General features: G+C 40.3%; 17 protein-coding genes, 1 tRNA gene and 2 pseudogenes. 16 read left to right on the forward strand and 4 right to left on the reverse strand.

The window, feature by feature from the left end; genetic code table 11:
• The first annotated feature begins 232 nt into the window (after positions 1 to 232).
• The 8 genes from AB4160_RS05750 to AB4160_RS05785 all read left to right on the forward strand — a co-directional run bounded on the left by AB4160_RS05750 (position 233) and on the right by AB4160_RS05785 (position 8,052).
• Positions 233 to 2,293 (forward strand): S9 family peptidase, encoded by a 2,061-nt coding sequence (locus AB4160_RS05750; RefSeq protein ID WP_102438144.1) that lies wholly within the window; start codon positions 233 to 235, stop codon positions 2,291 to 2,293.
• Positions 2,294 to 2,905: 612 nt separating this feature from the next.
• The gene (locus AB4160_RS05755) at positions 2,906 to 3,538 is read left to right on the forward strand and encodes a YchE family NAAT transporter (protein ID WP_102438165.1); all 633 of its coding nucleotides are present in this window, start codon (positions 2,906 to 2,908) and stop codon (positions 3,536 to 3,538) included.
• A gap of 236 nt (positions 3,539 to 3,774) precedes the next feature.
• Positions 3,775 to 3,862 (forward strand) — tRNA-Ser (locus AB4160_RS05760).
• Positions 3,863 to 4,300: 438 nt separating this feature from the next.
• Positions 4,301 to 4,474, forward strand: a complete 174-nt coding sequence (locus AB4160_RS05765; protein WP_157936124.1) for a hypothetical protein — start codon at positions 4,301 to 4,303, stop codon at positions 4,472 to 4,474.
• 47 nt (positions 4,475 to 4,521) lie between these two features.
• Positions 4,522 to 4,923, forward strand: a complete 402-nt coding sequence (locus tag AB4160_RS05770) for a DUF3465 domain-containing protein (RefSeq protein ID WP_303462328.1) — start codon at positions 4,522 to 4,524, stop codon at positions 4,921 to 4,923.
• 43 nt (positions 4,924 to 4,966) lie between these two features.
• Entirely contained in the window at positions 4,967 to 5,188 is a 222-nt protein-coding gene (locus AB4160_RS05775; RefSeq protein WP_372003856.1) for a hypothetical protein, read from the forward strand.
• 143 nt (positions 5,189 to 5,331) lie between these two features.
• Complete coding sequence (locus tag AB4160_RS05780; protein ID WP_372003858.1) at positions 5,332 to 6,090, forward strand: CPBP family intramembrane glutamic endopeptidase; 759 nt, start codon at positions 5,332 to 5,334, stop codon at positions 6,088 to 6,090.
• A gap of 375 nt (positions 6,091 to 6,465) precedes the next feature.
• Complete coding sequence (locus AB4160_RS05785; protein WP_102436208.1) at positions 6,466 to 8,052, forward strand: BCCT family transporter; 1,587 nt, start codon at positions 6,466 to 6,468, stop codon at positions 8,050 to 8,052.
• 70 nt (positions 8,053 to 8,122) lie between these two features.
• On the opposite strand, the gene AB4160_RS05790 is transcribed toward AB4160_RS05785, so the two are convergent.
• Together AB4160_RS05790 and AB4160_RS05795 are read right to left on the reverse strand one after the other, a co-directional pair.
• Positions 8,123 to 8,839 carry a 3'-5' exonuclease gene (locus AB4160_RS05790; protein ID WP_102436210.1) on the reverse strand — a complete coding sequence of 239 codons (717 nt, stop codon included), beginning with the start codon at positions 8,837 to 8,839 and terminating at the stop codon, positions 8,123 to 8,125.
• A gap of 3 nt (positions 8,840 to 8,842) precedes the next feature.
• Positions 8,843 to 10,726 carry a DUF294 nucleotidyltransferase-like domain-containing protein gene (locus AB4160_RS05795; protein ID WP_303503443.1) on the reverse strand — a complete coding sequence of 628 codons (1,884 nt, stop codon included), beginning with the start codon at positions 10,724 to 10,726 and terminating at the stop codon, positions 8,843 to 8,845.
• A gap of 267 nt (positions 10,727 to 10,993) precedes the next feature.
• Here AB4160_RS05795 and AB4160_RS05800 point away from each other — a divergent pair.
• The 7 genes and pseudogenes from AB4160_RS05800 (at position 10,994) to AB4160_RS05830 (ending at position 16,065) form a co-directional block, all read left to right on the forward strand.
• A pseudogene (locus tag AB4160_RS05800) lies at positions 10,994 to 11,992 on the forward strand (transposase).
• Between the two features lie 428 nt (positions 11,993 to 12,420).
• Positions 12,421 to 12,768: a hypothetical protein gene (locus tag AB4160_RS05805; RefSeq protein ID WP_102436214.1), complete on the forward strand. Its 348-nt coding sequence runs from the start codon at positions 12,421 to 12,423 to the stop codon at positions 12,766 to 12,768.
• Positions 12,769 to 12,881: 113 nt separating this feature from the next.
• Positions 12,882 to 13,151 (forward strand): annotated as a pseudogene (locus AB4160_RS05810) (DUF885 family protein); the annotation flags it as partial.
• A 205-nt stretch (positions 13,152 to 13,356) separates the two neighbouring features.
• Positions 13,357 to 14,121, forward strand: a complete 765-nt coding sequence (locus AB4160_RS05815) for a response regulator transcription factor (RefSeq protein WP_372003860.1) — start codon at positions 13,357 to 13,359, stop codon at positions 14,119 to 14,121.
• 209 nt (positions 14,122 to 14,330) lie between these two features.
• Positions 14,331 to 15,461, forward strand: a complete 1,131-nt coding sequence (locus AB4160_RS05820; RefSeq protein ID WP_102436220.1) for a M14-type cytosolic carboxypeptidase — start codon at positions 14,331 to 14,333, stop codon at positions 15,459 to 15,461.
• 8 nt (positions 15,462 to 15,469) lie between these two features.
• The gene (locus AB4160_RS05825; RefSeq protein WP_076536453.1) at positions 15,470 to 15,787 is read left to right on the forward strand and encodes a zinc ribbon domain-containing protein; all 318 of its coding nucleotides are present in this window, start codon (positions 15,470 to 15,472) and stop codon (positions 15,785 to 15,787) included.
• Complete coding sequence (locus tag AB4160_RS05830; RefSeq protein ID WP_102436222.1) at positions 15,784 to 16,065, forward strand: YeaC family protein; 282 nt, start codon at positions 15,784 to 15,786, stop codon at positions 16,063 to 16,065. Before AB4160_RS05825 ends, AB4160_RS05830 begins: the two co-directional genes overlap by 4 nt.
• 104 nt (positions 16,066 to 16,169) lie before the next feature.
• Here the strand turns inward: AB4160_RS05830 and ansA are convergent, their stop codons facing one another.
• Both ansA and sppA read right to left on the reverse strand, forming a co-directional pair.
• Positions 16,170 to 17,180: an asparaginase gene (ansA, locus tag AB4160_RS05835; protein WP_102435808.1), complete on the reverse strand. Its 1,011-nt coding sequence runs from the start codon at positions 17,178 to 17,180 to the stop codon at positions 16,170 to 16,172.
• A gap of 162 nt (positions 17,181 to 17,342) precedes the next feature.
• Entirely contained in the window at positions 17,343 to 19,184 is a 1,842-nt protein-coding gene (gene sppA, locus AB4160_RS05840) for a signal peptide peptidase SppA (protein ID WP_372003862.1), read from the reverse strand.
• Between the two features lie 163 nt (positions 19,185 to 19,347).
• On the opposite strand from sppA, the gene AB4160_RS05845 reads away from it, so the two are divergent.
• Positions 19,348 to 21,363, forward strand: a complete 2,016-nt coding sequence (locus tag AB4160_RS05845) for an FAD-dependent oxidoreductase (protein ID WP_372003864.1) — start codon at positions 19,348 to 19,350, stop codon at positions 21,361 to 21,363.
• The last annotated feature ends 113 nt before the right edge of the window (positions 21,364 to 21,476 follow it).

The following is a 21,476-nucleotide window of genomic DNA, read 5'->3' on the forward strand; positions in this document are numbered from 1 at the left end:
GCAAATAATCTCGCTCTGGTTTGGATTGTGTCAAAATCCTATTGCCTGAGCGTTTTTGTTTGGGTAGTGTGCTATCAGTACTTATTATTGGTATTTTTGAAACAGTGTACTTTCAGTCTGTAAACTGTTTGATAACAGCATTTCATCGATTAATCATTTTGCTGTGATGTAGCACTAAAAAATAACACAGACATTGGTAACACAACAAAAATTAAAAAGAGAACTTCATCAAATGAAAAAATCGTCAATTTTACTCGCTATTGCAACTGCAGGCTTTGCCTTGTCAGTACAAGCAGCAGAGCCTGCTAAAACCCCCTTTAATGTTCAACAACTTGTAAAGTTGAATAAGCTTCATTCTGCCGCTGTATCAAATGATGGCAGCAAGTTAGTGTATGCCGTTAAGTTAATTGACGAGCAGGGCGACAGCAGCTCTGATTTATACTTACTGGATCTGAGTGATAAAAATGCTAAGCCAGTTCAAATTACCTCACATAAAGGCACTGAACATGACGTAACTTTTAGTGTTGATGGTAAATCAATTTACTTCTTAGCAGCGCGTAACGGTTCTAGTCAGTTATTTAACTTAGCCTTAACTGGTGGCGAAGCGATGCAAGTGACTGACTTACCATTGGATATCAATGGCTATAAGTTATCAAATGACGGCAAACAAGTTGTCATGAACATGCGCGTATTTCCTGACTGTAAAGACTTAGCTTGTACGGTTGATCGTATTGAGGCTGAAGAAAACAAAAAGACCACGGGTCGTGAATACAAACAACTCATGGTTCGCCATTGGGATACATGGGAAGATCACGCCCGTAACCATTTGTTTGTCGGTCAGCTAAATGGCAAGCCAGTAACAGATGTTGTTGATGTTACCCAAGGTTTAGATACTGAAACCCCGCCAAAGCCTTTTTCAGGCATGGAAGAGGTGACCTTTACCGCAGATGGTAAACACATTGTTTATAGCGCCAAAGCCCCAAGCAAAGATCAAGCATGGACGACCAACTATGATCTATGGAAAGTGTCTGTTGCTGGTGGCACGGCTGAAAACCTAACGCCAGATAATAAAGCATGGGATGCACAACCGACTTATTCTAAAGATGGTCGTCAACTAGCTTATCTTGCGATGAGTAAGCCTGGATTTGAAGCTGACCGTTACCGCATTATGTTGCGTGACACAGTTACTGGCGCAGAAAAAGAAGTGGCACCGTTATGGGATCGCAGCCCAAGCTCACTGACCTTCAGTGATGATGGCCGCACGCTTTATGTCACGGCGCAAGATGTAGGTCAAGTGACCATCTTTGAAGTTAACACTCAGTTTGGTGATGTCCGTCCGATATACAATGATGGCAGTAACAACCTTGTCGCAGTGACAGAGTCAGGGCTTATTTTCAGCAACAAATCATTAGTTGAGCCGGGCGACTTATATAAAATTAGCCTTGAAGGTGAAAACCTCACCCGTTTAACCAATGTTAATGAAGACAAATTAGCTGAAATTCAATTTGGTGAGTTCCAGCAATTTAACTTCAAAGGTTGGAATAACGAGACAGTACACGGTTACTGGATTAAACCTGCTAATTATGAAGCCGGTAAGAAATACCCAATCGCATACTTAGTTCACGGTGGCCCGCAAGGTTCATTTGGTAACTCATTCAGTGGTCGCTGGAATGCACAACTTTGGGCTGGCGCAGGTTATGGTGTGGTTATGGTCGACTTCCATGGCTCAACCGGTTATGGACAAGCCTTTACTGATTCAATCACCCAAGATTGGGGTGGTAAACCGCTTGAAGACTTGCAAAAAGGCCTAGCAGCGGTTGGTCAGCAACAAAAATGGCTAGATACCGATAATGCCTGTGCATTAGGTGGCTCATATGGCGGCTACATGATGAACTGGATCCAAGGTAACTGGAGCGATGGCTTTAAGTGTCTTGTAAACCACGCTGGTTTATTTGATATGCGTAGCATGTACCACGTAACAGAAGAGCTTTGGTTTCCTGAGTATGAATTTGGTGGTACATACACTGAAAATAAAGAACTATATGAGAAGTTCAATCCAGTAAACTATGTTGAAAACTGGAACACACCAATGTTAGTGATCCACGGTGAGAAAGACTACCGCGTGCCTTATGGGCAAGGGCTAGCGGCATTTACATACATGCAGCGCAATAACATCCCATCAGAGCTATTAATGTTCCCTGATGAGAACCATTGGATCTTAAATCAAGATAACCTACAGCAGTGGTACAAAAACGTACTAGGTTGGATGGATCGCTGGACTGAAAACAAATAGTTTTACGGTTAGGCGAACAAAAAAGAGATGCTATTTAGCATCTCTTTTTTTATGGGCTGAAAAATTAATTACTCTGAAATGGGTAATTTTTCAGCTAGATAGTTTCGAGGCTTGTTTTATCGACTATATTGAGTTCTGTAGATGGGCACTTTTGAGCCGTTTTAGTAATACATACAAGGTAAGTTAATCTTCTGCGTGAACCCGTCATTTTTCGATGACCATTTTTATGACAGATCCTAGTACGTTTACTCATAGTGTTTACCCATAGTGATTTCAATCTACTTACTGTCGTTAATAACGCCGATTAAGTAACTAACATTCAATAATGAGGTTTATTGTAACAGTACAAAGCTTGATGATGAATTTTTATAGCGCTTTTTTACTCGATTATGTCATTAAATTTCATTTATGTCGTAAGTGGTGTTTGTAGACATTGAATTTTGTTAATTGGCTCCGAAAAGCTATTGTCGTAAAAGTAAATTAAGGTCAGATTAGGTTTATTATTAACTAGCTCATATTTGTAAGAAAATACATTTGTAAAATGCATAAAAAGCAGTAGAGTTGCGCGATTATTTTTTTGACCACAAAACCATTGATATAGAGGGTAAGCTCGTGGATTTAATGCTTTACGTTAAGTTTTTCTTAGGATTGATAGCAATTATCAACCCTGTGGGCTTATTGCCTGTGTTTGTGACCTTAACCAGTCACCAAACTGAGGTAGAACGTAACCATACAGGTAAAGTGGCAAACTTTGCCGTGGTGATTATTTTGTTAACCACGATTTTTATTGGAGAGCATATTTTAAATATGTTCAGTATCTCTTTATCAGCCTTTAGAATTGCCGGTGGCAGTTTGATTGCGATCATCGCGATGTCTATGCTGCAGGGTAAATTGAGCCAAGTGAAACGTAACCAAGAAGAAGACCGTGAAGCATCAGGCATGGAGTCGGTTGCTGTGGTACCACTGGCATTGCCATTAATGGCTGGTCCTGGCGCCATTAGTTCAGTTATTGTATTTTCTTCTACTAATAACTCATTGGTGGACATGATAGGTATGTCCATTACGGTGATTATTTTTGGTTTAATGAGTTTTGGTTTGTTCAGAATGGCACCGATTATTTTTAAGTTGCTAGGTACAACAGGCATTAACGTCATCACGCGTTTAATGGGGCTGCTAATGCTTTCAATTGGTATTGAAGTGATAGCTGCCGGTATTAAAGGTTTATTCCCAACGCTAATGAGTTAATAACGTGCTTTATTTAATCAATCGAGCAACGGAATTGCTCGATTTGAACAGCAAACGTTCAAGAGTTTGTAAAACATCGATTTCTGCTTGACCTCAAATACGCATTTGCGTAAAGTACCGCTCGTTCTACAACATAAGGTTTTTCATAATTACCTTATATTCAATAGTGTTAACTTATAGCAGTATAGATAAATAGAACCGTGCCACTCACACGTTAAAATGACAGCAACAAATTAGGTGACGTGTCCGAGTGGCTGAAGGAGCACGCCTGGAAAGTGTGTAAAGGGCAACCTTTCGAGAGTTCGAATCTCTCCGTCACCGCCAAATTCTCCAAGCTATTTTTATTTAAATCCCCAAGTTATTATTTAAACTCCCAAGTTATTATTTAAACCTCTAAGCTATTAATTAAATCCTCAAGTTATTCTTTAATTTAAAAAATTGATTTGTTTTAGCAAACTCAGTATAAAAACTAGGATTTTATGAATGCTTAGTATTTTTATACTGACATCAGCAATTAATCATCACTATAAAATTATCCCTCATAAAGACTTTGTCAGCCTTAACACTGTTCTATCATCTACATTTAGTGTCGTCGATATGAATTTGACAAGTCAAAGCGTGACTTATTTGAGTCTTGTACCTTTTGAGTCTGTTGCTATTTTGTTGTATCAGTTCAATGATTTAGCTAAACTAATTTTCCTTTCGATTTTGTTTTTAGCGGCGTTAAATTAATTTAGGTATCTAATTAAAGGGGATTTTTATATGTTCGCACAAATTTTTATCGTTTTTGTAGGCTTAGCCAGTTTGATTTTAGGTATACAAGATGGCGATTATTTATGGGCTTTTTGTGGGCTGATTATGTTTACAGCTTCGGTTGTAACACTCTATTACCTTAAAACGGGTAAGGTATTTGGCGACGATAAAAACAACCAATAAATGATTCACTTGAACGATTAAAGCAAATACTTTTAAGGATAATAATGATGAAATGGCTATTTATTTGTCTATTTACTTGCCTATTGGCGCTGACAAGTGTGTTACCCGTCGGGGCAAATGATACTGTCATTCAGCGCGCTTATGAGTCTAAAAGCGGCGATGTTCAAGTTAACGGCAGTGGTCGTGTGGTTCATATTCTTGCTGATGATAATCAAGGCTCAAGGCATCAAAAATTCATTCTAAAACTCAATAGTGGCTTAACCTTGCTGGTAGCCCACAATATTGATTTAGCCCCGAGAGTTTCAAATTTGCGTGTTGGTGACCTTGTTGAGTTTTATGGTGAATATGAATGGAGCAAAAAAGGCGGGGTGATCCATTGGACCCATGCAGATCCTGCAGGGCGACACGCCGAAGGCTGGTTAAAGCATGATGGTACTACCTATAAATAATTAATGTTTTTTTAGTTTTATTAGATCAACAAGGAAGTTTTAAATGAATATTAGTATCACCAACAGAAATCTACTACTGCGCATCTTAATCAAAGGTGTTTTACTTTGGGGGATCTCAACTGCGATTTTATTCCAGTTGATTATGCACTTAACAGGAGAAAAACACTTTTTTGATGGCATAGTGCTATCTTTAATTACTTTTCCTATTGGTGGTATTTTTTATGGTTATTTAACTTGGCGATTGCAGCATAAATCAAAAAAATAGCTTTATATATTATAACGGCCATATAGGTCGTTCATTTAGTGGAGTAAAGCTTGAACATTACTAGAGATAGCGTACTAACGCTGGCGACATTTTTCTCACTGGTTATCGTATTTTATGTTGTAGGCTACTGGTTAATTTTTAGGATGGGTCAAGCAACACCGCTAATGCTCTCTGTTGGCGCTGCCACTATCTTAACGTGTATTATTCGTAAGCGGAGCCTTTCAGGTCTTGGTTGGCACTGGGGGCAGTGGAAATACCAATGGCTAAGTTATCTTGTTCCTTTTGCCATCGCGTTAATGGCATACCTGTTGGTTTGGTTATTAGGTGTCGCAGACTTTTATGATGCTGATTTCTTGTTTACACAAAAACAAAAGTACAATTTAGTTCATTGGAACGACGCCAGTATATTTTTATTTCATTTTATACTAGTTGCGACAATCAGTTTTTTTGTGTCTTTACCTTCGATATTAGGCGAGGAGATTGGCTGGCGTGGTCTACTTGTGCCTGAGCTGTCTAAGTTTATGTCTTTCACTGGTGTTGCCCTCGTGAGTGGATTGGTTTGGTCCGTATGGCATTGGCCACTGATCATCAAAGGCTTATATGGAAATGATGTCACTCCTTTATATTATCAGCTCATCATTTTCAGTGTTTTTATCATTTCAACTGGGATGATAATGACTTATCTGCGGTTGAAAACAGGTAGTTTGTGGACTGGGGTGATATACCACATGAGTTCAAATATTTTTATTCAAAAAGTATTTACACCGATTACGCTGCAAAAAGCCGATTCGAGTTGGTATATGGATGAATTTGGTGTCATTACTGCGCTGGTAGCAGCTTGTGCTGCGTTTTATTTTTGGCGCAAAGGCAGGGTTGAATTCAATGATTTGAAAACGCTTTAAATTAAAAATGACTAATGCTATCTACGCATTTTAAACATTTATCTCTAGTCGATATTTAAGCGCTTACTCATAGTCAATTTTTGAATCGCTGATATGGCTTAACAATAAGCCATATCACTGGTTGATAAAACAGCCCAATCACTTCAAAAAAGCAGAATTTCAAATGCTTGGCCATTTATGCGCTAAAGTTAACTAGACTTTAAACTTAGTTGCTAATCCGACTAAACCTTAGCAGACATTTTAGCCAGAACGTTTAACTCATAGTGTGTCAGGTCACATCAAGGGCAGCTTTTGCCAGAATAGACAGCAAGTTGCCGCTAAATAAAGTAAAATAACCTTTCATGTACTAATGAAGTTTGTTCTAAATGAGGATTAATGAATAGCAATAATGATAAATATAGTATAGACAATACCGATTACACAGTCGGACAAGATAACATCCAAAAGTGGGGCTTTGACGTCCACAACCCTGTTTTTGGGATCAGCGCCTCCTTAATTGGACTCTTCTTAATCGCCATTCTCTTGGTTGAACCAGAAACATCAAAATCTGTATTAGATGGCATAAAATGGAAAATTATTGGTACTTTTGATGGCCTATTTATGTGGTCTGCCAATCTGTTTGTGTTGTTTTGTTTGGCAATGATCATTTCGCCATTTGGTAAAATTCGCTTAGGTGGTGATGAAGCCAAGGCCGATTACTCAATGTTGTCATGGATAGCCATGCTATTTGCCGCGGGAATGGGCATTGGTTTAATGTTTTGGGGGGTAGCAGAGCCTGTAGCTTATTTCACTGGCTGGTATGAAACACCACTTAATGTCGAGCCAAACACACCTGAAGCTGCGAAGTTAGCACTGGGTGCCACCATGTTCCATTGGGGCTTACATCCATGGGCCATTTACGGTGTAGTATCACTATCACTTGCTTTTTTCGCTTATAATAAAGGCTTACCGCTTTCAATGCGTTCAGTTTTTTACCCAATATTGGGCGATAGAACTTGGGGTTGGCCAGGCCACGTTGTTGACATTTTAGCGGTACTTGCCACTTTATTTGGTCTGGCGACATCCCTCGGCCTTGGGGCTCAACAGGCTGCCAGTGGTTTTCACCATGTATTTGGTATGGATAATGGCTTAATGCTGCAAGTCGGCATTATCGTGATAGTGACGTTAATTGCTGTGGTTTCTGTGGTTCGCGGTATTGACGGTGGTGTAAAAGTTATCAGTAATGTCAATATGTTGTTGGCGCTGGCATTAATGTTATTTGTTATATTAGTGAGTTTTGCGGTTTCTATGGGTACCATTCCCATGACCGTAATGGGCTACATTGAAAATATCATTCCTTTAAGTAACCCAATGGGTCGTGATGACGAAGCTTGGATGCATGGTTGGACCGTGTTTTATTGGTCTTGGTGGATATCATGGTCTCCTTTTGTAGGTATGTTTATAGCGCGTATTTCCCGTGGCCGTACCATCCGTGAATTTATGATGGCTGTATTGATTGTACCTACAGTGGTGACAACCTTGTGGATGTCAGTATTCGGTGGCGTTGCGATTGATCAAGTGGTCAACAAGATTGGTACCTTAGGTGAGAAAGGCTTAACAGAAGTGCCTTTAGCGATGTTTGAGATGTTTGATGCATTGCCAATGGGCAATATATTATCGTTATTGGCCGTTGTATTGGTACTCGTATTCTTTGTAACCTCATCAGATTCTGGTTCACTGGTGATTGATAGCATCACATCAGGCGGTAAAGTCGATGCACCCGTTCCTCAGCGTGTATTCTGGGCCTTTATTGAAGGTGCGATTGCTGCGGGTCTACTTTGGGTTGGTGGCACCCAAGCCATTGAAGCATTGCAGGCTGGTGCGATTTCAACGGCTTTACCATTTACCATTATTTTATTGGTGATGTGTGTCAGTTTAATTATGGGTCTGCGAACTGAAAAAAGGCCTGGGTTAAGGAGCTAACCTAAACCTAAATCTAAACCAAAGCCCAGTTTCACTTGTCATTATTCAAGTGAAACTGGGCTTATTCGATCTATACCCATAGCTTTTTTATCGGTGTGTCTGGGCTAAAGTGGTACTGAATTTGAGCTTGCAGTAATTCAGCGGTTGCGATGGCATCGGTTAATGCATCGTGTGGTGGATAGGTGGGTAGATTGTATCGGCTACGACTATTAGCAAGTCGAATTGATGCTGGGCGAGTGTTTCTCAGCCAATCTAAAAAGCTTCGGGGTTTTGCCTGTTGAATATTAGCTTCGAGCTGCATGGTATCAACTACAGGGAATACAATCCCTTCGTTTATTAAACTGCGAAGTGCGGCGTCAAAAAAATCTCGTTCAATTCTGCGATAATGCACTACCACAATTTTGCCTGCCAACTCATCTAATAGTTGTTCTAAAATTCGGAGTAAATCAGGTGCGCCTTTTAAGTCTGAATGGGTAATACCATGGATGATGATGGAGTCTTCTTTGAGTTTATCTTCTGGTGAGATAAACCAATGTTTCGCCTTTCGACAGGCGATGCGATCTAAGGTAAACGGCACCAAACCTATACTAATAATGCTGTTTTGGTTGGCATCTAAGCCAGTTGTTTCGAAATCTACAGCGACAAATTCAATATCTTTCAGTTTGATTTCTTCGTGGTAAGTGCTGGCATTATAGAATTTTTTTAATCTGCTATCTTTACTTTCTTTGGCTTTGATTTGCAAAAAAGCTTTCCAGTTTAAAATTTCTTGGTTTGTAAAAAGTCGCATTAATTATCCTTGCATGCTGCTAGCACTGTAGCGGAACTTTAAAAAGTTTTGCGCACTGCTTAGTACCAAAAAAGCATCTTTTAAATTACGTCTTTCAAAATCAGACATGTTTTCAGGTTCAATATTATTATCGGGTTCTTGATCCGATTGAATATCTAATGCTTGATGGCGAATGCGAACTAAAGAGATAAACTCCATTGCATGCTGTAAATCTTTACCTTTTGACGGCGGTAAAATTCCGGCTTCGATAATGTCTTCTAAGCGATCAAATGAATTTTGCGATTGTGAGCCAATGGCGAGGGCGTGGACACGGATAAGATCAGCTAATGGCGCGGTGCCACGGCGCTTTAAATTAATTGAGTTGTTATGGCGACCGTCTTTTTCCATGACAAAGTCTTTAAAAAAGCCCAGTGGTGGGGTGCGATTAATGGCGTTTCTTGCAAGGCAGGCTAAAAAGCGATTATTCTTTTTTGCTTTTCTGAGTATAAAGGCGTTGAGCTGTTCAGCCCATTTGGGTCTACCGTATACCCCATAAAGATCAAAAAAGATTGAGCAGTTTAATAGTGCTTGAGGCTTTGGATTATCAATCCAGTCGGCAAAACACTCTTCCCATTGGGATTGGGTTTTTCGATACTCTGGGTTTGTTGCCATTATGTCACCGGTGCAATAAGTGTAGCCACAGGCAGCTAAACCATCACATACATAGGTGGCTAATTGCTTAAAGTATTCACCATGAAGTGATTCTTGATATTGATTATCTAAAATAATCGCATTATCTTGATCCGTTACAATAAGTTGCTCATCACGAGCCATAGAGCCTAATGCTAAAAAACAATAGGGCACGGGTGGCGGTCCTAATCTTTCTTCAGCCAACTCCAGTAAACGCTGCTTAAAACTTCTACCAATTTCAGACATGGCGCGACCCACCATGTGTGAGTTTGCATCTTCGTTGACCATACGCACAAAACAATCTTTAAGCTGATGTGACAAGATAATTAAGTCATCAATACTGTTTTGCTGAAAAATACTGCTAACAATCAATAAGCTGTTTTGGGATTCATAGCGAATAATGTCACTGACTTCAATTAAACCAATAGGTTGTTTGTTTTTTAATATCGGTAAGTGATGAACGTTATACCTGAGCATCAGCAGCATGGCTTCAAAAATATAGGCGTTATGATCTAAAGAGATAAGCTCGGTGGACATGACCTCTGCAACTTGGGTTTCTACATCTAACCCTTGGGCGAGCACCTTTGCACATAGATCTCGCTCAGTGATGATTCCCACAAAGCTATTACCACCTTCATCGGCAAGGTTGGGGTCGTTAATAATGGCCGCTGATACATGCTCTTCAGACATGGTTTTAGCCACGTTTTGAATGGTGGTAGTAATGGGTAGCATCACAGGTTCGCGACTCAGTAGCGTTTTAACCTTCGAAGTAGTGAGTGAGTTAGCATCGTCGCTATTGTCCTCAACCGCTTGCTGTAAACGAATGCTACCTTCGACCTCAACAAAGTCAGCAAAGGTGTCATAGCGCTCGCAAAAGTCTTCAAAAATACTTTCAGGAATACAGTAGAGTAGGGAGTCTTTGAGGGATTTTGCAGGTAAGCGTACTTTATTATTGGTCAGTAGCCCCATTTGGCCGAATAAGCCTCCTTGATCAAGGCGGTTATACAGTTCCCCTGAACGTCGGTAAACCTCCACGACACCACTGCGGATCATATAAAGTTCGTGTATTTTATCATTAAAATCAATGATCATACTGTTAGCACGACTATAGGATATCTCGACACTTTGTGATACTTCGATTAATGCCTCTTCTGGCAATTGATCAAAAGGTGGGTACTGGCGGATGAAGTTACGAATTTCAAGTAGCTCGACTTCCATTATTCGCTCGATATTAGGGGGATTTGAATAGATGTTAACTAGTATATGGCATATATAGGTGATCTGCAGCTTGGTGGGTCGCAGACTGGTATTAATATCTAAATATTTTCATCGTTTTAAAATAATAGCAGCGAAATATCGTTAATCTTTAACCATTCAATCAAGTCTGTTGTAAAAGCTTAGTCATGGTCATACAGTCGATTTTATGTCTTTGCTCATTAGCGGCTAAAAACCACCTCTAGGTCTTTTTAATGGAGGGTAAAATAGATGCCGCGCCCTCGTAGAAGCCAAATTAGCCTAGAACTATTACCAACGAGATAACCCTTATTGCCATTGTTGCAGCCGTGTGGTTGGCCGTGCATTCTTTTAGAGTAAAGAGTATGTGGTGATGATAAATACACAGGTAACAACTATGACCACAGACGTGGCTGGGTTGAATCACTCATTCTTTAACTGACAGATGTGTTTGCCATTAATGTGGCGGCTTATGCGGTGATGTCTAATCATCTGCATGTGGTGTTACACATTGATATTGAAACAGTAAATAACTGGAGTGACCGCGATGTGGTGATGTAATGGCATAAGTTGTTTAAAGGCGATGGGTTAACCCAAAAATTTGCTAAAGGTCAGCTCATTGAACCTCACGAGGTAGTAAGGTAAAAGCACAACATCGCTATTTACCGTAGCCGCTTATGTGACATCTCTTGGTTTATGCGCTGCTTGAATGAGCCGATAGCCAGACAAGCCAATCAAGAGGATAACTGCTCGGGTCGATTTTGGGAGGGCAGGTTTAAATCTCAAGCGCTTTTAGATGAAGCGGCAGTTTTAGCCAGTATGGCCTATGTGGACTTAAACCCTATACGCGCAAATATGGCCGCCACACCAGAGCAATCAGACTACACCAGTATCCAACAACGAGTAAAAGCGGCAATAAAAGGTGAGCAGCCTAAAACCTTGTTGCCATTTATTGGTAATGAACGTGCTAACCAACCCAAAGGCATTGCATTTTCATTAAAGGATTACCTTGAACTAGTGGATGATACAGGGCGCATTATTCGTGATGATAAACGCGGTGCAATCAGTCAAAGCAGTGCGAAGTTACTCACCAGGCTTAATATTCCACAACAAAACTGGCTTAAAATCACCACCGAATTTGGTCAGCTATTTCATGGCCCAGTGGGCTCACTGCAAGAGCTAACACAATACTGTGAGCATTTACAAAAACGGCGACGGCACTTTGCTACAAGCTGCCAGCATTTTCAGTAAGCAGGCACGTTAAATAGGTTCAATATAACTAATATCACCAAAGTTAAACACTCAAAACCATCATCCTTGCATGGTTGCAAAGTGACGGCTTAAAAACGGTAAATTAAGCCGAAAACACTCAAATATCATCATTATCAACCTTCAAAGCCCACAACCAAACGCCGCGGGCTACTTAATCAAGCATGTTCACTTGTACATAGTTGAAAAGGTCGTTATGTTATTGATTGATAATGGCTGTCTAGTTTGTTTCGTTTTATTTTTTTTTAGTAAAGATGGCTGGCGCATAAAGTTATTCTGTCAGCTACTAACAAGCTGCTAAATCCAGGTTCACCAAGGTTGTCACGCCATTGCTGAGCAAATAGCCCGCCAGCATATGGTCCACTTATTAGCAGGGCGTTATGCGTTTGTAGAAATGATAGGTAATTATTATGGATGATTTAGTAAACTCATTACAAGATATCGGTTTTAAAGCCAAAGTCAGAAAAGGAAAAGTTTTGGTTACACTTGACGGGCTGTCCAATCCAGTTTCAATAGTGAAAGATATTGCCGCCGATGAATACAAGGTGAAAACGAATGACTCGATTCAAGCGATAATGGCTTTTATTTTACTATTTTTTGGCCTATTCGGTGTTTTAGCGGACAATGATTTAAAATTTACAAACGCTGCACTTATTTCAATAGCAATGTTCTCTTTCATCACCGTGTTACTTACAGAGTTCAAAGTAAATAATCTGCGCTCTGCGATAGCGGAAATCAATCGTGGAAGATGCGCATAGCAAAGCGTTTAAGAGGGATTCTTGCCGCGTGGCATTTTTGGTATGCGGTGATTTTTGTGGTGAAATTGGTCTGCGGAAAGTTGGTTTAGGCGGCACTCACCCCTTAACGCAGCGTTAACGGCATGACAGAAGAACAAGCCATTGAGTTAATGACTAACGAGGCGTTCCAGCAGCAAGCTGAAGCAGAAGGAAAGTGGCGCAGGGCAACATTAAGCCAAGTGCAACTAACCAGTTACTACTCTGGCTATCGTGAAATTTATGATTTACGTGAAGAACTAAAACAAACACAGGGTGAAGACTTCGATTTAAAGAGCTTCCATGAACAATTTTTAAGTTATGGCAGTGCACCAGTAAAATATATTAAGCAATTAATGGTTAACTAATTATGGCAATAAGCCATCAATGTAAGTTGCTTCATTAAGCAAATCTGCATTAGTAATACCTAAAAAAGGCCTGAATAATCAGGTCTTTTTCATTTTTGTGAGCTAGGTTCAACAACCGTGCAGAAGCTTTACACTCCACATATAGTATTTTGATCATGACAGTGCTAATCTAAATGGTAATAGTTACCATTTAGATTAAGTCGTCATGAAAAAGATCCTCCTCATTGACCAGCAGCTAAAAAAAAGCTTGCCCTTATGTCAGCAATTACAACTTTTAGGCTATGTTATTACCATTGTTGATAACGGCTTTAATGCCTTAGTTGCAATGGAAAGTAATCAGTTTGAAGTGATTTTACTGGACTCTTCAGTAACACAAATGGATGCTTTTTGGTTACTCATGGGTAAGCATTGTCAAACACCCGTGATTGTTATTACCAACAATGCCAGTGTCGATGAACGTATTGCTGCATTTGAACTGGGCGCTGATGATTATTTACCAGAGCCTATTAATGTGAAAGAACTTTTACTGCGTGTGAATGTGCTTAATCGACGCACAACAAAGCAAACTCACGATTCAATGACTCATATTGACAATATTGATTTTGCTGTTATCGAATCACAGTTAACCAGTGGACAAATAGAGCAAACTACCGAAAAACAACATATTGAACAAAGCGCCAATGTGGAGTTTGATGATGATAATAACGCGGTAACATTTAATGGTCAGCAATTAAATCTTACTCAAACAGAGTATCGTTTGTTCAAATATTTGTTTAAGCGTAAAGGAGAAATCGTCACTAAATCAGAATTGCAAATGCGCGTGTTGCATAAAGAGTTAGGCGAGTTTGACCGTAACCTTGATATGCACATCAGTAATACCCGTAGAAAAATGGCCAAAGAAAGTCTACCAAGAGAACTCATCAATACGGTTAGAGGTAAGGGCTATTGCTTTAGTCCATTATTTAGCTAATCTCATTTAACGTATCCGTTAACACCTAGCTAATGTGATCTTACAGGGGCTTTTTATTGTATTGGTATTAATAACCCTCATCAGCAGAAAATTAAGTCACCATATTGAATAGATGTAGAGCAGATGCTGTGGATTTGATTTTATTGCGTAACGGCTTTTGATAAGATTCAGGGATAACGTCGATTATAACCTTACATAAAGGAAGTCCTATGCGTATTAGCGCGAATTTTGATGGCGGCAACATTGAGACCATTAGTTTAGACAAGCACGATGACATTCAACTCGCCATTAGACCTGATGAAGGTGGAGAGTTTTACCAATGGTTTAACTTCCGTATGGAAGGTCAAATTGGTCAAACTTACACATTGAATATCGTTAACGCAGGCAGTGCCTCTTACCCGAAAGGTTGGGAAAATTATCAAGCCGTTGCTAGTTACGATCGCCAGCATTGGTTCCGCTTACCGACAACATATCAAGATGGTAAATTATCAATCCAAGTTGATTTAGATTGCGATGCCATTCAAATTGCTTACTTTGCGCCTTACAGTTACGAACGTCACTTAGATCTGATTAGCTCAGTACAACTTCACCCATCAGTTAAACTAGAAAATTTAGGTTTAACCCTTGATGGTCGTGATATGAGCCTGCTAACTATTGGTGATAACGATCCTTCAAAGAAAAATATTTGGATTACCGCAAGGCAGCACCCTGGTGAAACCATGGCTGAATGGTTAATTGAAGGCCTGCTAAACCAATTATTAGACAGTGATTGTCCAACCTCGAAACTGCTATTGGATAAAGCTAATTTCTATATCGTGCCAAACATGAATCCTGATGGAAGCGTCAGAGGCCATTTACGTACGAATGCTGTTGGAACTAACTTAAATCGTGAGTGGGAGTCGCCTAGTTTAGAGCGAAGCCCTGAGGTTTATTATGTTACCAATAAGATGAAAGAGACTGGTGTAGATTTATTCTATGATGTTCATGGTGATGAAGGCTTACCTTACGTGTTTGTTGCTGGCTGTGAAGGCGCACCAAATTACACTCCACATATGGCCAAGTTACAAGAACAGTTCCTTGCAGCGTTAAGTATGGCAAGTGCTGATTTCCAAACTAAATATGGTTATGACAAAGATGAGCCAGGAAAAGCGAACTTAACCGTTGGTTCTAACTGGGTCGGCAACACATTCAAATGTCTAGCGAATACCTTAGAAATGCCATTTAAAGACAATGACAACTTAGCCGATCCTGTGGTTGGGTGGTCACCGGCGCGCTGTGAATATTTAGGTGAAGCATCACTAGTTGCGATGTTGGCTGTGGTTGATAATTTAACAGAATAGGCAGTTTTATGGCGTTAATCGAATGTCCTGTGTGTCAAAAGCGAATTTCGAGCAAAGCAAAACAGTGCCAATACTGTAAGGCTTCTGCTGATGGCGATAGTGATTCAAAAAGAACAATTTCACACATTCAGAAGTCTAATAAATTAATGAATCAAATGATGTTGTTTCTAACGCTATTTATTGCAGGTGCAGTATATGGTTTTTGGGGCGGCGAAGTTGCCACTGGAACGGATGCATATATTGCAGGTAGTTGTTTTGCTTTTGGCTTTGTTGGCTACATTATTACTCGAGTCAGAAGTCTAATCCATAAGCGGAAAAGTGTATGAATGATATTAATAAAGTCATAGATGAAATGCCTGATGAGGTTTATCAACGTTTACGCGCAGCGGCAGAAACGGGTAAATGGGAAGATGGCACAGTGCTATCTAGCGAGCAAAAAGAGTCAACGTTACAGGTAGTGATGTTGTATCAAGCGCGTAAGTTAACTCAAACTGATCACTTTACAATTGCTGCTGGTGGCGAGATAAACGAGCTGTCTAAATCACAGTTAAAAAAACAATTTCGCGGTGAAGCTATCGCAGAATTTAAAGAGCCAGAACTATAAACTGATTTTTAGTTATCTCTAGTGAATTTATTTCAGCAAAAAAGCCGCATCAAAGATGCGGCTTTTTATTGTCTAAAGTACATTACATGTTTATTTTCAGAAATTTATTCAGTTAGCTCACCCAGTAAGTTTTGCTGCATTGCGATTTTTACTTCATTTGAAGTTAAATTTTTTGATAGTAAATAATGTAATTTAGCCAATGCTGCTTCAATGGTCATATCTGAGCCGCTAATCACTCCAGCTTTGGCTAATGCATTACCCGTCGCATAACCCCCCATGTTCACCTTTCCTTGAAAACACTGGGTTAGATTAACAATTACAATGCCACGTTCATCAGCTTGTTTAAGGGTATCTAATAAGGCTTTATCTTGAGGCGCATTCCCAACACCAAAGGTCAGTAAGATAAGTGCTTTTACTGGCTGCATTAAGATGTTGTTAAAAATCTCAGTTGAAATACCTGGGTATAAGGTGATCACCCCTACAGGTTGCGGGCTGATGTTAATCACCTCTAAGGGCTTAGTGGTGGGCTCGGTGATCTTACCTGCACGTAAATTAATTTTGATCCCAGCTTCTAACAATATAGGAAAGTTAGGTGACGCGAAAGCATCAAAACCATCAGCATGGGCTTTGGTTGAGCGGTTGCCCCTAAACAACTTATTATTAAAGAATAAACACACTTCAGCGACGGGATAATTCGCCGCAATATACAGTGAATTAAGCAGGTTAGTTTGCCCATCTGAGCGCAGCTGAGCTAATGGGATTTGCGAACCGGTTACGATAACAGGCTTGGATAGCCCTTGTAACATGAATGACAAGGCAGAAGCCGTGTATGCCATGGTGTCAGTGCCATGCAAGATCACAAAGCCGTCGTAGTTATGGTAATTGGCTTTGATGTCATTGGCGATGCGCTGCCAATCAGGTGGTGCCATGTTTGAAGAATCAATCAATGGTGAATATTCATTAATGACAAAGGTTGGCATTTCTTCATGGTAAAACTCTGGCATGGACTTTACACAATCAGTTAAAAATCCTGCCACAGGTGCAAAGCCATCATCGGTTTTGCGCATACCAATCGTACCGCCAGTATAGGCAACGTATATGGAGCGTTTTGTCATTGTAATGAATTCTCAACCACTTAAATTATATAATCTGCAAATTATACGGCTTGAGCTGAATAAAACCCAATAAAAAAGCCCGAATAACGGGCTTTTTTGAAGATAATTCAATTTGATCTTATTCTGACTTCATGCCTAACAAGATTAAACAATCACAATAGCTTAGTAATCGCAGAGTTCGCAATACATGTATAGGCCATTGGGATCATCAAACTGAGTCATTTGTTCAACAACAGTGCGCCATTGACCCATAAATTGTTCAACCATAGGTGACTGTGTGGTTGCTACAGGTAAATATGTTGCAGCAGATGCGAGCATTTTTTGCATGAAGATTTGCTCGGTTGTGAGCTCTTGCTCGATGACTTTAGTATCAAACTTTACCATTTCAGCCATTTCAGCCGCTTTAGCAATGGCGCTATCCATATCGCCAAGTTCGTCAACCAACCCCAGTTCAACGGCGCGGGTGCCAGACCAAACACGGCCTTGGGCAATGCGGTCTACTTGTTCTAACGACATGTTTCGTTCAGTGGCAACTAACGAGATAAATTCATGATAGCCGTGTTCAATATGGCGTTGTATGACAGCAGAAATATTTGGGTCTAACTCACGGGTCGCCGAAATACCAGCCCATTGCGAGGTCGACACACCATCTGAGTTAATGCCCCAATTGGACAAGACTTTTTCAAAGGTGGCAAACATGCCAAAGATCCCGATAGAACCAGTGAGGGTAGTTGGAGTGGCATAAATGTAATCTGCACTTGCTGAAATCCAATAACCGCCAGATGCCGCTAGGCTACCCATACTGACCACTACGGGTTTACCAGCCTGTTTAAGGGCAATGACTTCTTGTCTAATTTTTTCAGAAGCAAATGCACTCCCACCTGGGGTGTCGACACGTAGCACGACTGCTTTAACTTTGTTATCAAAGCGGGCTTTCTTTAATAGTGCTGAAGTGCTCTCGCCACCAATTTGTCCCGCTTGTTGTTTGCCATTGAGGATATTACCTTTGGCGACCACAATGCCGACAGATTCTTGTTCTATCAGTGAAGGAATTGGCTGTACTAAATTAAAATATTTAGAAAAAGAGATTTGCTTGTATGAGTCGCCATTGGCTTCTTGACCTACGGTTTTAAGCATGGCGAGTCTAAATGACTCATCTGAGACTAATTCATCAACCCAATTCATTTTTATCGCTAATTGAGCTGAGTCACCGTTAACACTATCAAGTTCCGCTAGGTAGGTTTGTGGGCTTAATACGATATTCTCGGTCTCAATTTGACGGTTAGTGGCAATGGTTGTTTCAAAGTTTTGCCATAAGTCAGTAAGCAGGGCGTTGCTGGCTTCTTTTGCCGGCGCTGACATATCATCACGGATAAAGGGTTCGACCGCTGATTTGAAAGTGCCGACTCTAAATACATGGGTGCTGATGTTCATTTTCTCAAGTGCGGTTTTAAAGAACATACGGTAGCTGCTAAGGCCTTCAAGTGACACGCCACCTTTATGGTTGAGATAAATGGTATTCGCATAACTTGCCAGGAAGTATTGATTTTGCTCGTATGAATTGCCAACAGCAACCACGGTTTTACCCGCTTCTTTAAACTTGTTTAAGGCATCACCAATGGCGGTCATTTTACTGATCCCACCACTACGTAAATTGCCCATTTTCAATACGATGCTATTAATACGTTTGTCATGAGTGGCATTTTCAATGACGTAAAGAATGTCGGCTAAAAGTATTTCTGCTTCCGGATCATCAGTGTTACTTTGTTTAAATATCGCTTCAATCGGGTCAACATGACGTTTTTGATCCACAATGCTGCCAGATAGGTTTAAGACTAAGGCAGATTGATCTTCAATGGTGATTTCTTCTTCAGATGTCATAGCCATAATGATCATGGCAATGATGCCGAAGAAAATGATATTGAGGATTAATTTACGAATACCGTTGATGGTTTTCCAAATAAATCCAAAGAATCTCTTAATTAATGAGGGTTTAGCGGACATTAGCCACTCCTGTAACATTCTAATAGTGTAATGCTAACTGATCTTGAGTGATTTTGGGAAATTGAATTGTAACGGTTTTTAACAATAGCTACGCTAAATGATTGAGCTTATGATTATGTCGTTGTATGCTAGTTTAAATCACTTGTTTAAAAAGGATGTTTGAATGTCGTTTCCACATTTATTAGAACCCTTAGATCTAGGCTTCACCAAGTTAAAAAACCGTGTATTGATGGGTTCAATGCATACGGGTCTAGAAGAAGAAAAGGGCGGATTTGAGAAACTAGCTGCATTTTATAAAGAACGTGCAGCAGGTGGCTGTGGCTTAATTGTCACCGGTGGCATAGCGCCAAATTTCAGAGGTCGGCTAGCGCCTCATGCATGCCAATTAAGTTTTCCTTGGCAAGTAAGCAAACATAAAATTGTTACCGATGCAGTCCATGAAGCGGATGGCAAAATCTGTATGCAAATTCTACATGCAGGCCGTTATAGCTACCATCCATTTTCATTAGCGCCAAGCAAAATAAAATCACCTATTACCCCTTTTACGCCGTCAGCAATGTCATCAAGACAAGTGCGTAATACCATTAAAGATTATGCATCTAGCGCTGCGCTTGCAAAAAAAGCGGGCTATGACGGTGTTGAAGTAATGGGCTCAGAAGGCTATTTAATTAATCAGTTTATCAGTTCGCGTACCAATAAACGTACCGACGAGTGGGGCGGTGACTTTACTCAGCGTGCTAAATTCCCCGTTGAAATTGTTAATGCTATTCGTGCGAAAGTCGGTAGCGATTTTATCATAATATTCAGGCTTTCTATGCTTGATTTAGTCGACAATGGCTCAAGCTGGGATGAAGTAGTGCAACTGGCTAAATGGCTAGAAAGTGCTGGTGTGAGCATCATCAATACCGGCATCGGTTGGCATGAAGCACGTGTACCTACCATTGCCACCAGTGTGCCGCGCGGCGCTTTTGCATGGGTGACTGAAAAACTCAAATCAGAAGTTAATGTGCCATTAATTGCGACTAACCGTATTAATACCCCTGAAATTGGTGAATCAATTATCGCATCGGGTCAGGCTGACATGGTATCAATGGCGCGGCCTTTCTTAGCCGATGCTGAATTTGTTAATAAAGCGGCAGCTGATCAAAGTGAATTAATCAATACCTGTATTGGTTGTAACCAAGCGTGTTTAGATCATACCTTCTCAATGAAACGTGCTACCTGTTTAGTTAATCCACGTGCATGTTATGAAACTGAGATTAATTTTACCCCAACCACAGGTAAAAAACGTCTTGCGGTTATGGGCGCAGGCCCTGCTGGAATGGCGTTTTCTGTATATGCCGCTTCACGTGGCCATGAAGTAGTATTGTTTGAAGCTAAAGACGAAGTGGGCGGCCAATTTAACTTAGCGCGTAAAATTCCAGGTAAAGAAGAGTTTCACGAAACCATTCGTTATTTCAAAAATCAAATGAAGCTGCATAATGTCGAATTACGATTAAACACCCGTTTAGATGCAGCAGTATTAGCCTCTGAAAAGTTTGATGAAGTGATTATTGCCTCTGGGGTTGTCCCACGGGCGTTATCCTTACCGGGATTTGATGATCCTAAAGTGGTTGATTATCAGCAAGTGCTAAAAGGTGAAGTAGAGATTGGTGATAAAGTTGCGTTAATCGGTGCTGGCGGTATTGGTTTTGATATGGCGCATTTCCTGTGCGAGAAGGAATCATCAACATTACAGCCTGAAAAGTGGTTAAAGCAATGGGGTATTGATAAAAGCTATCAACATGCTGGCGGTTTAACTGACGAATCAGAGCATAACCCAAGTCGCGATGTGTATTTACTGCAACGTAAAACCACTAAAATGGGTAAAGGTTTAGGTAAAACAACCGGCTGGATCCATCGTAGTGTTTTAAAGCAGCATCAAGTGAATATGAAAACCGGTGTTAGCTATGAAAAGTTTGACCAACAAGGGTTACATATTAAAGTCGGTGAGCAGTCAGAAATTCTTGCGGTTGATAATGTAGTCTTATGTGCAGGGCAAGAGTCTAACCGCACATTAGTCGATGAGATGAAAGCGTCAGGGTTACCAGTTCACCTTATTGGTGGTGTTGATGTTGCCGCTGAATTAGATGCTAAACGCGCTATTAGACAAGGCGCTGAGCTGGCCATGGCGATTTAAGCTTAAGGTGAGTATTAATTAAAAAACCTAGCAATTTGCTAGGTTTTTTTGTTTACTGATAATATTCACTATTTGTATTAAATATAATTACTAAGTTTACTTACTGAGGTTTG

It is taken from the genome of Shewanella sp. 10N.286.51.B8, from assembly GCF_041469325.1.
Classification (GTDB): domain Bacteria; phylum Pseudomonadota; class Gammaproteobacteria; order Enterobacterales; family Shewanellaceae; genus Shewanella.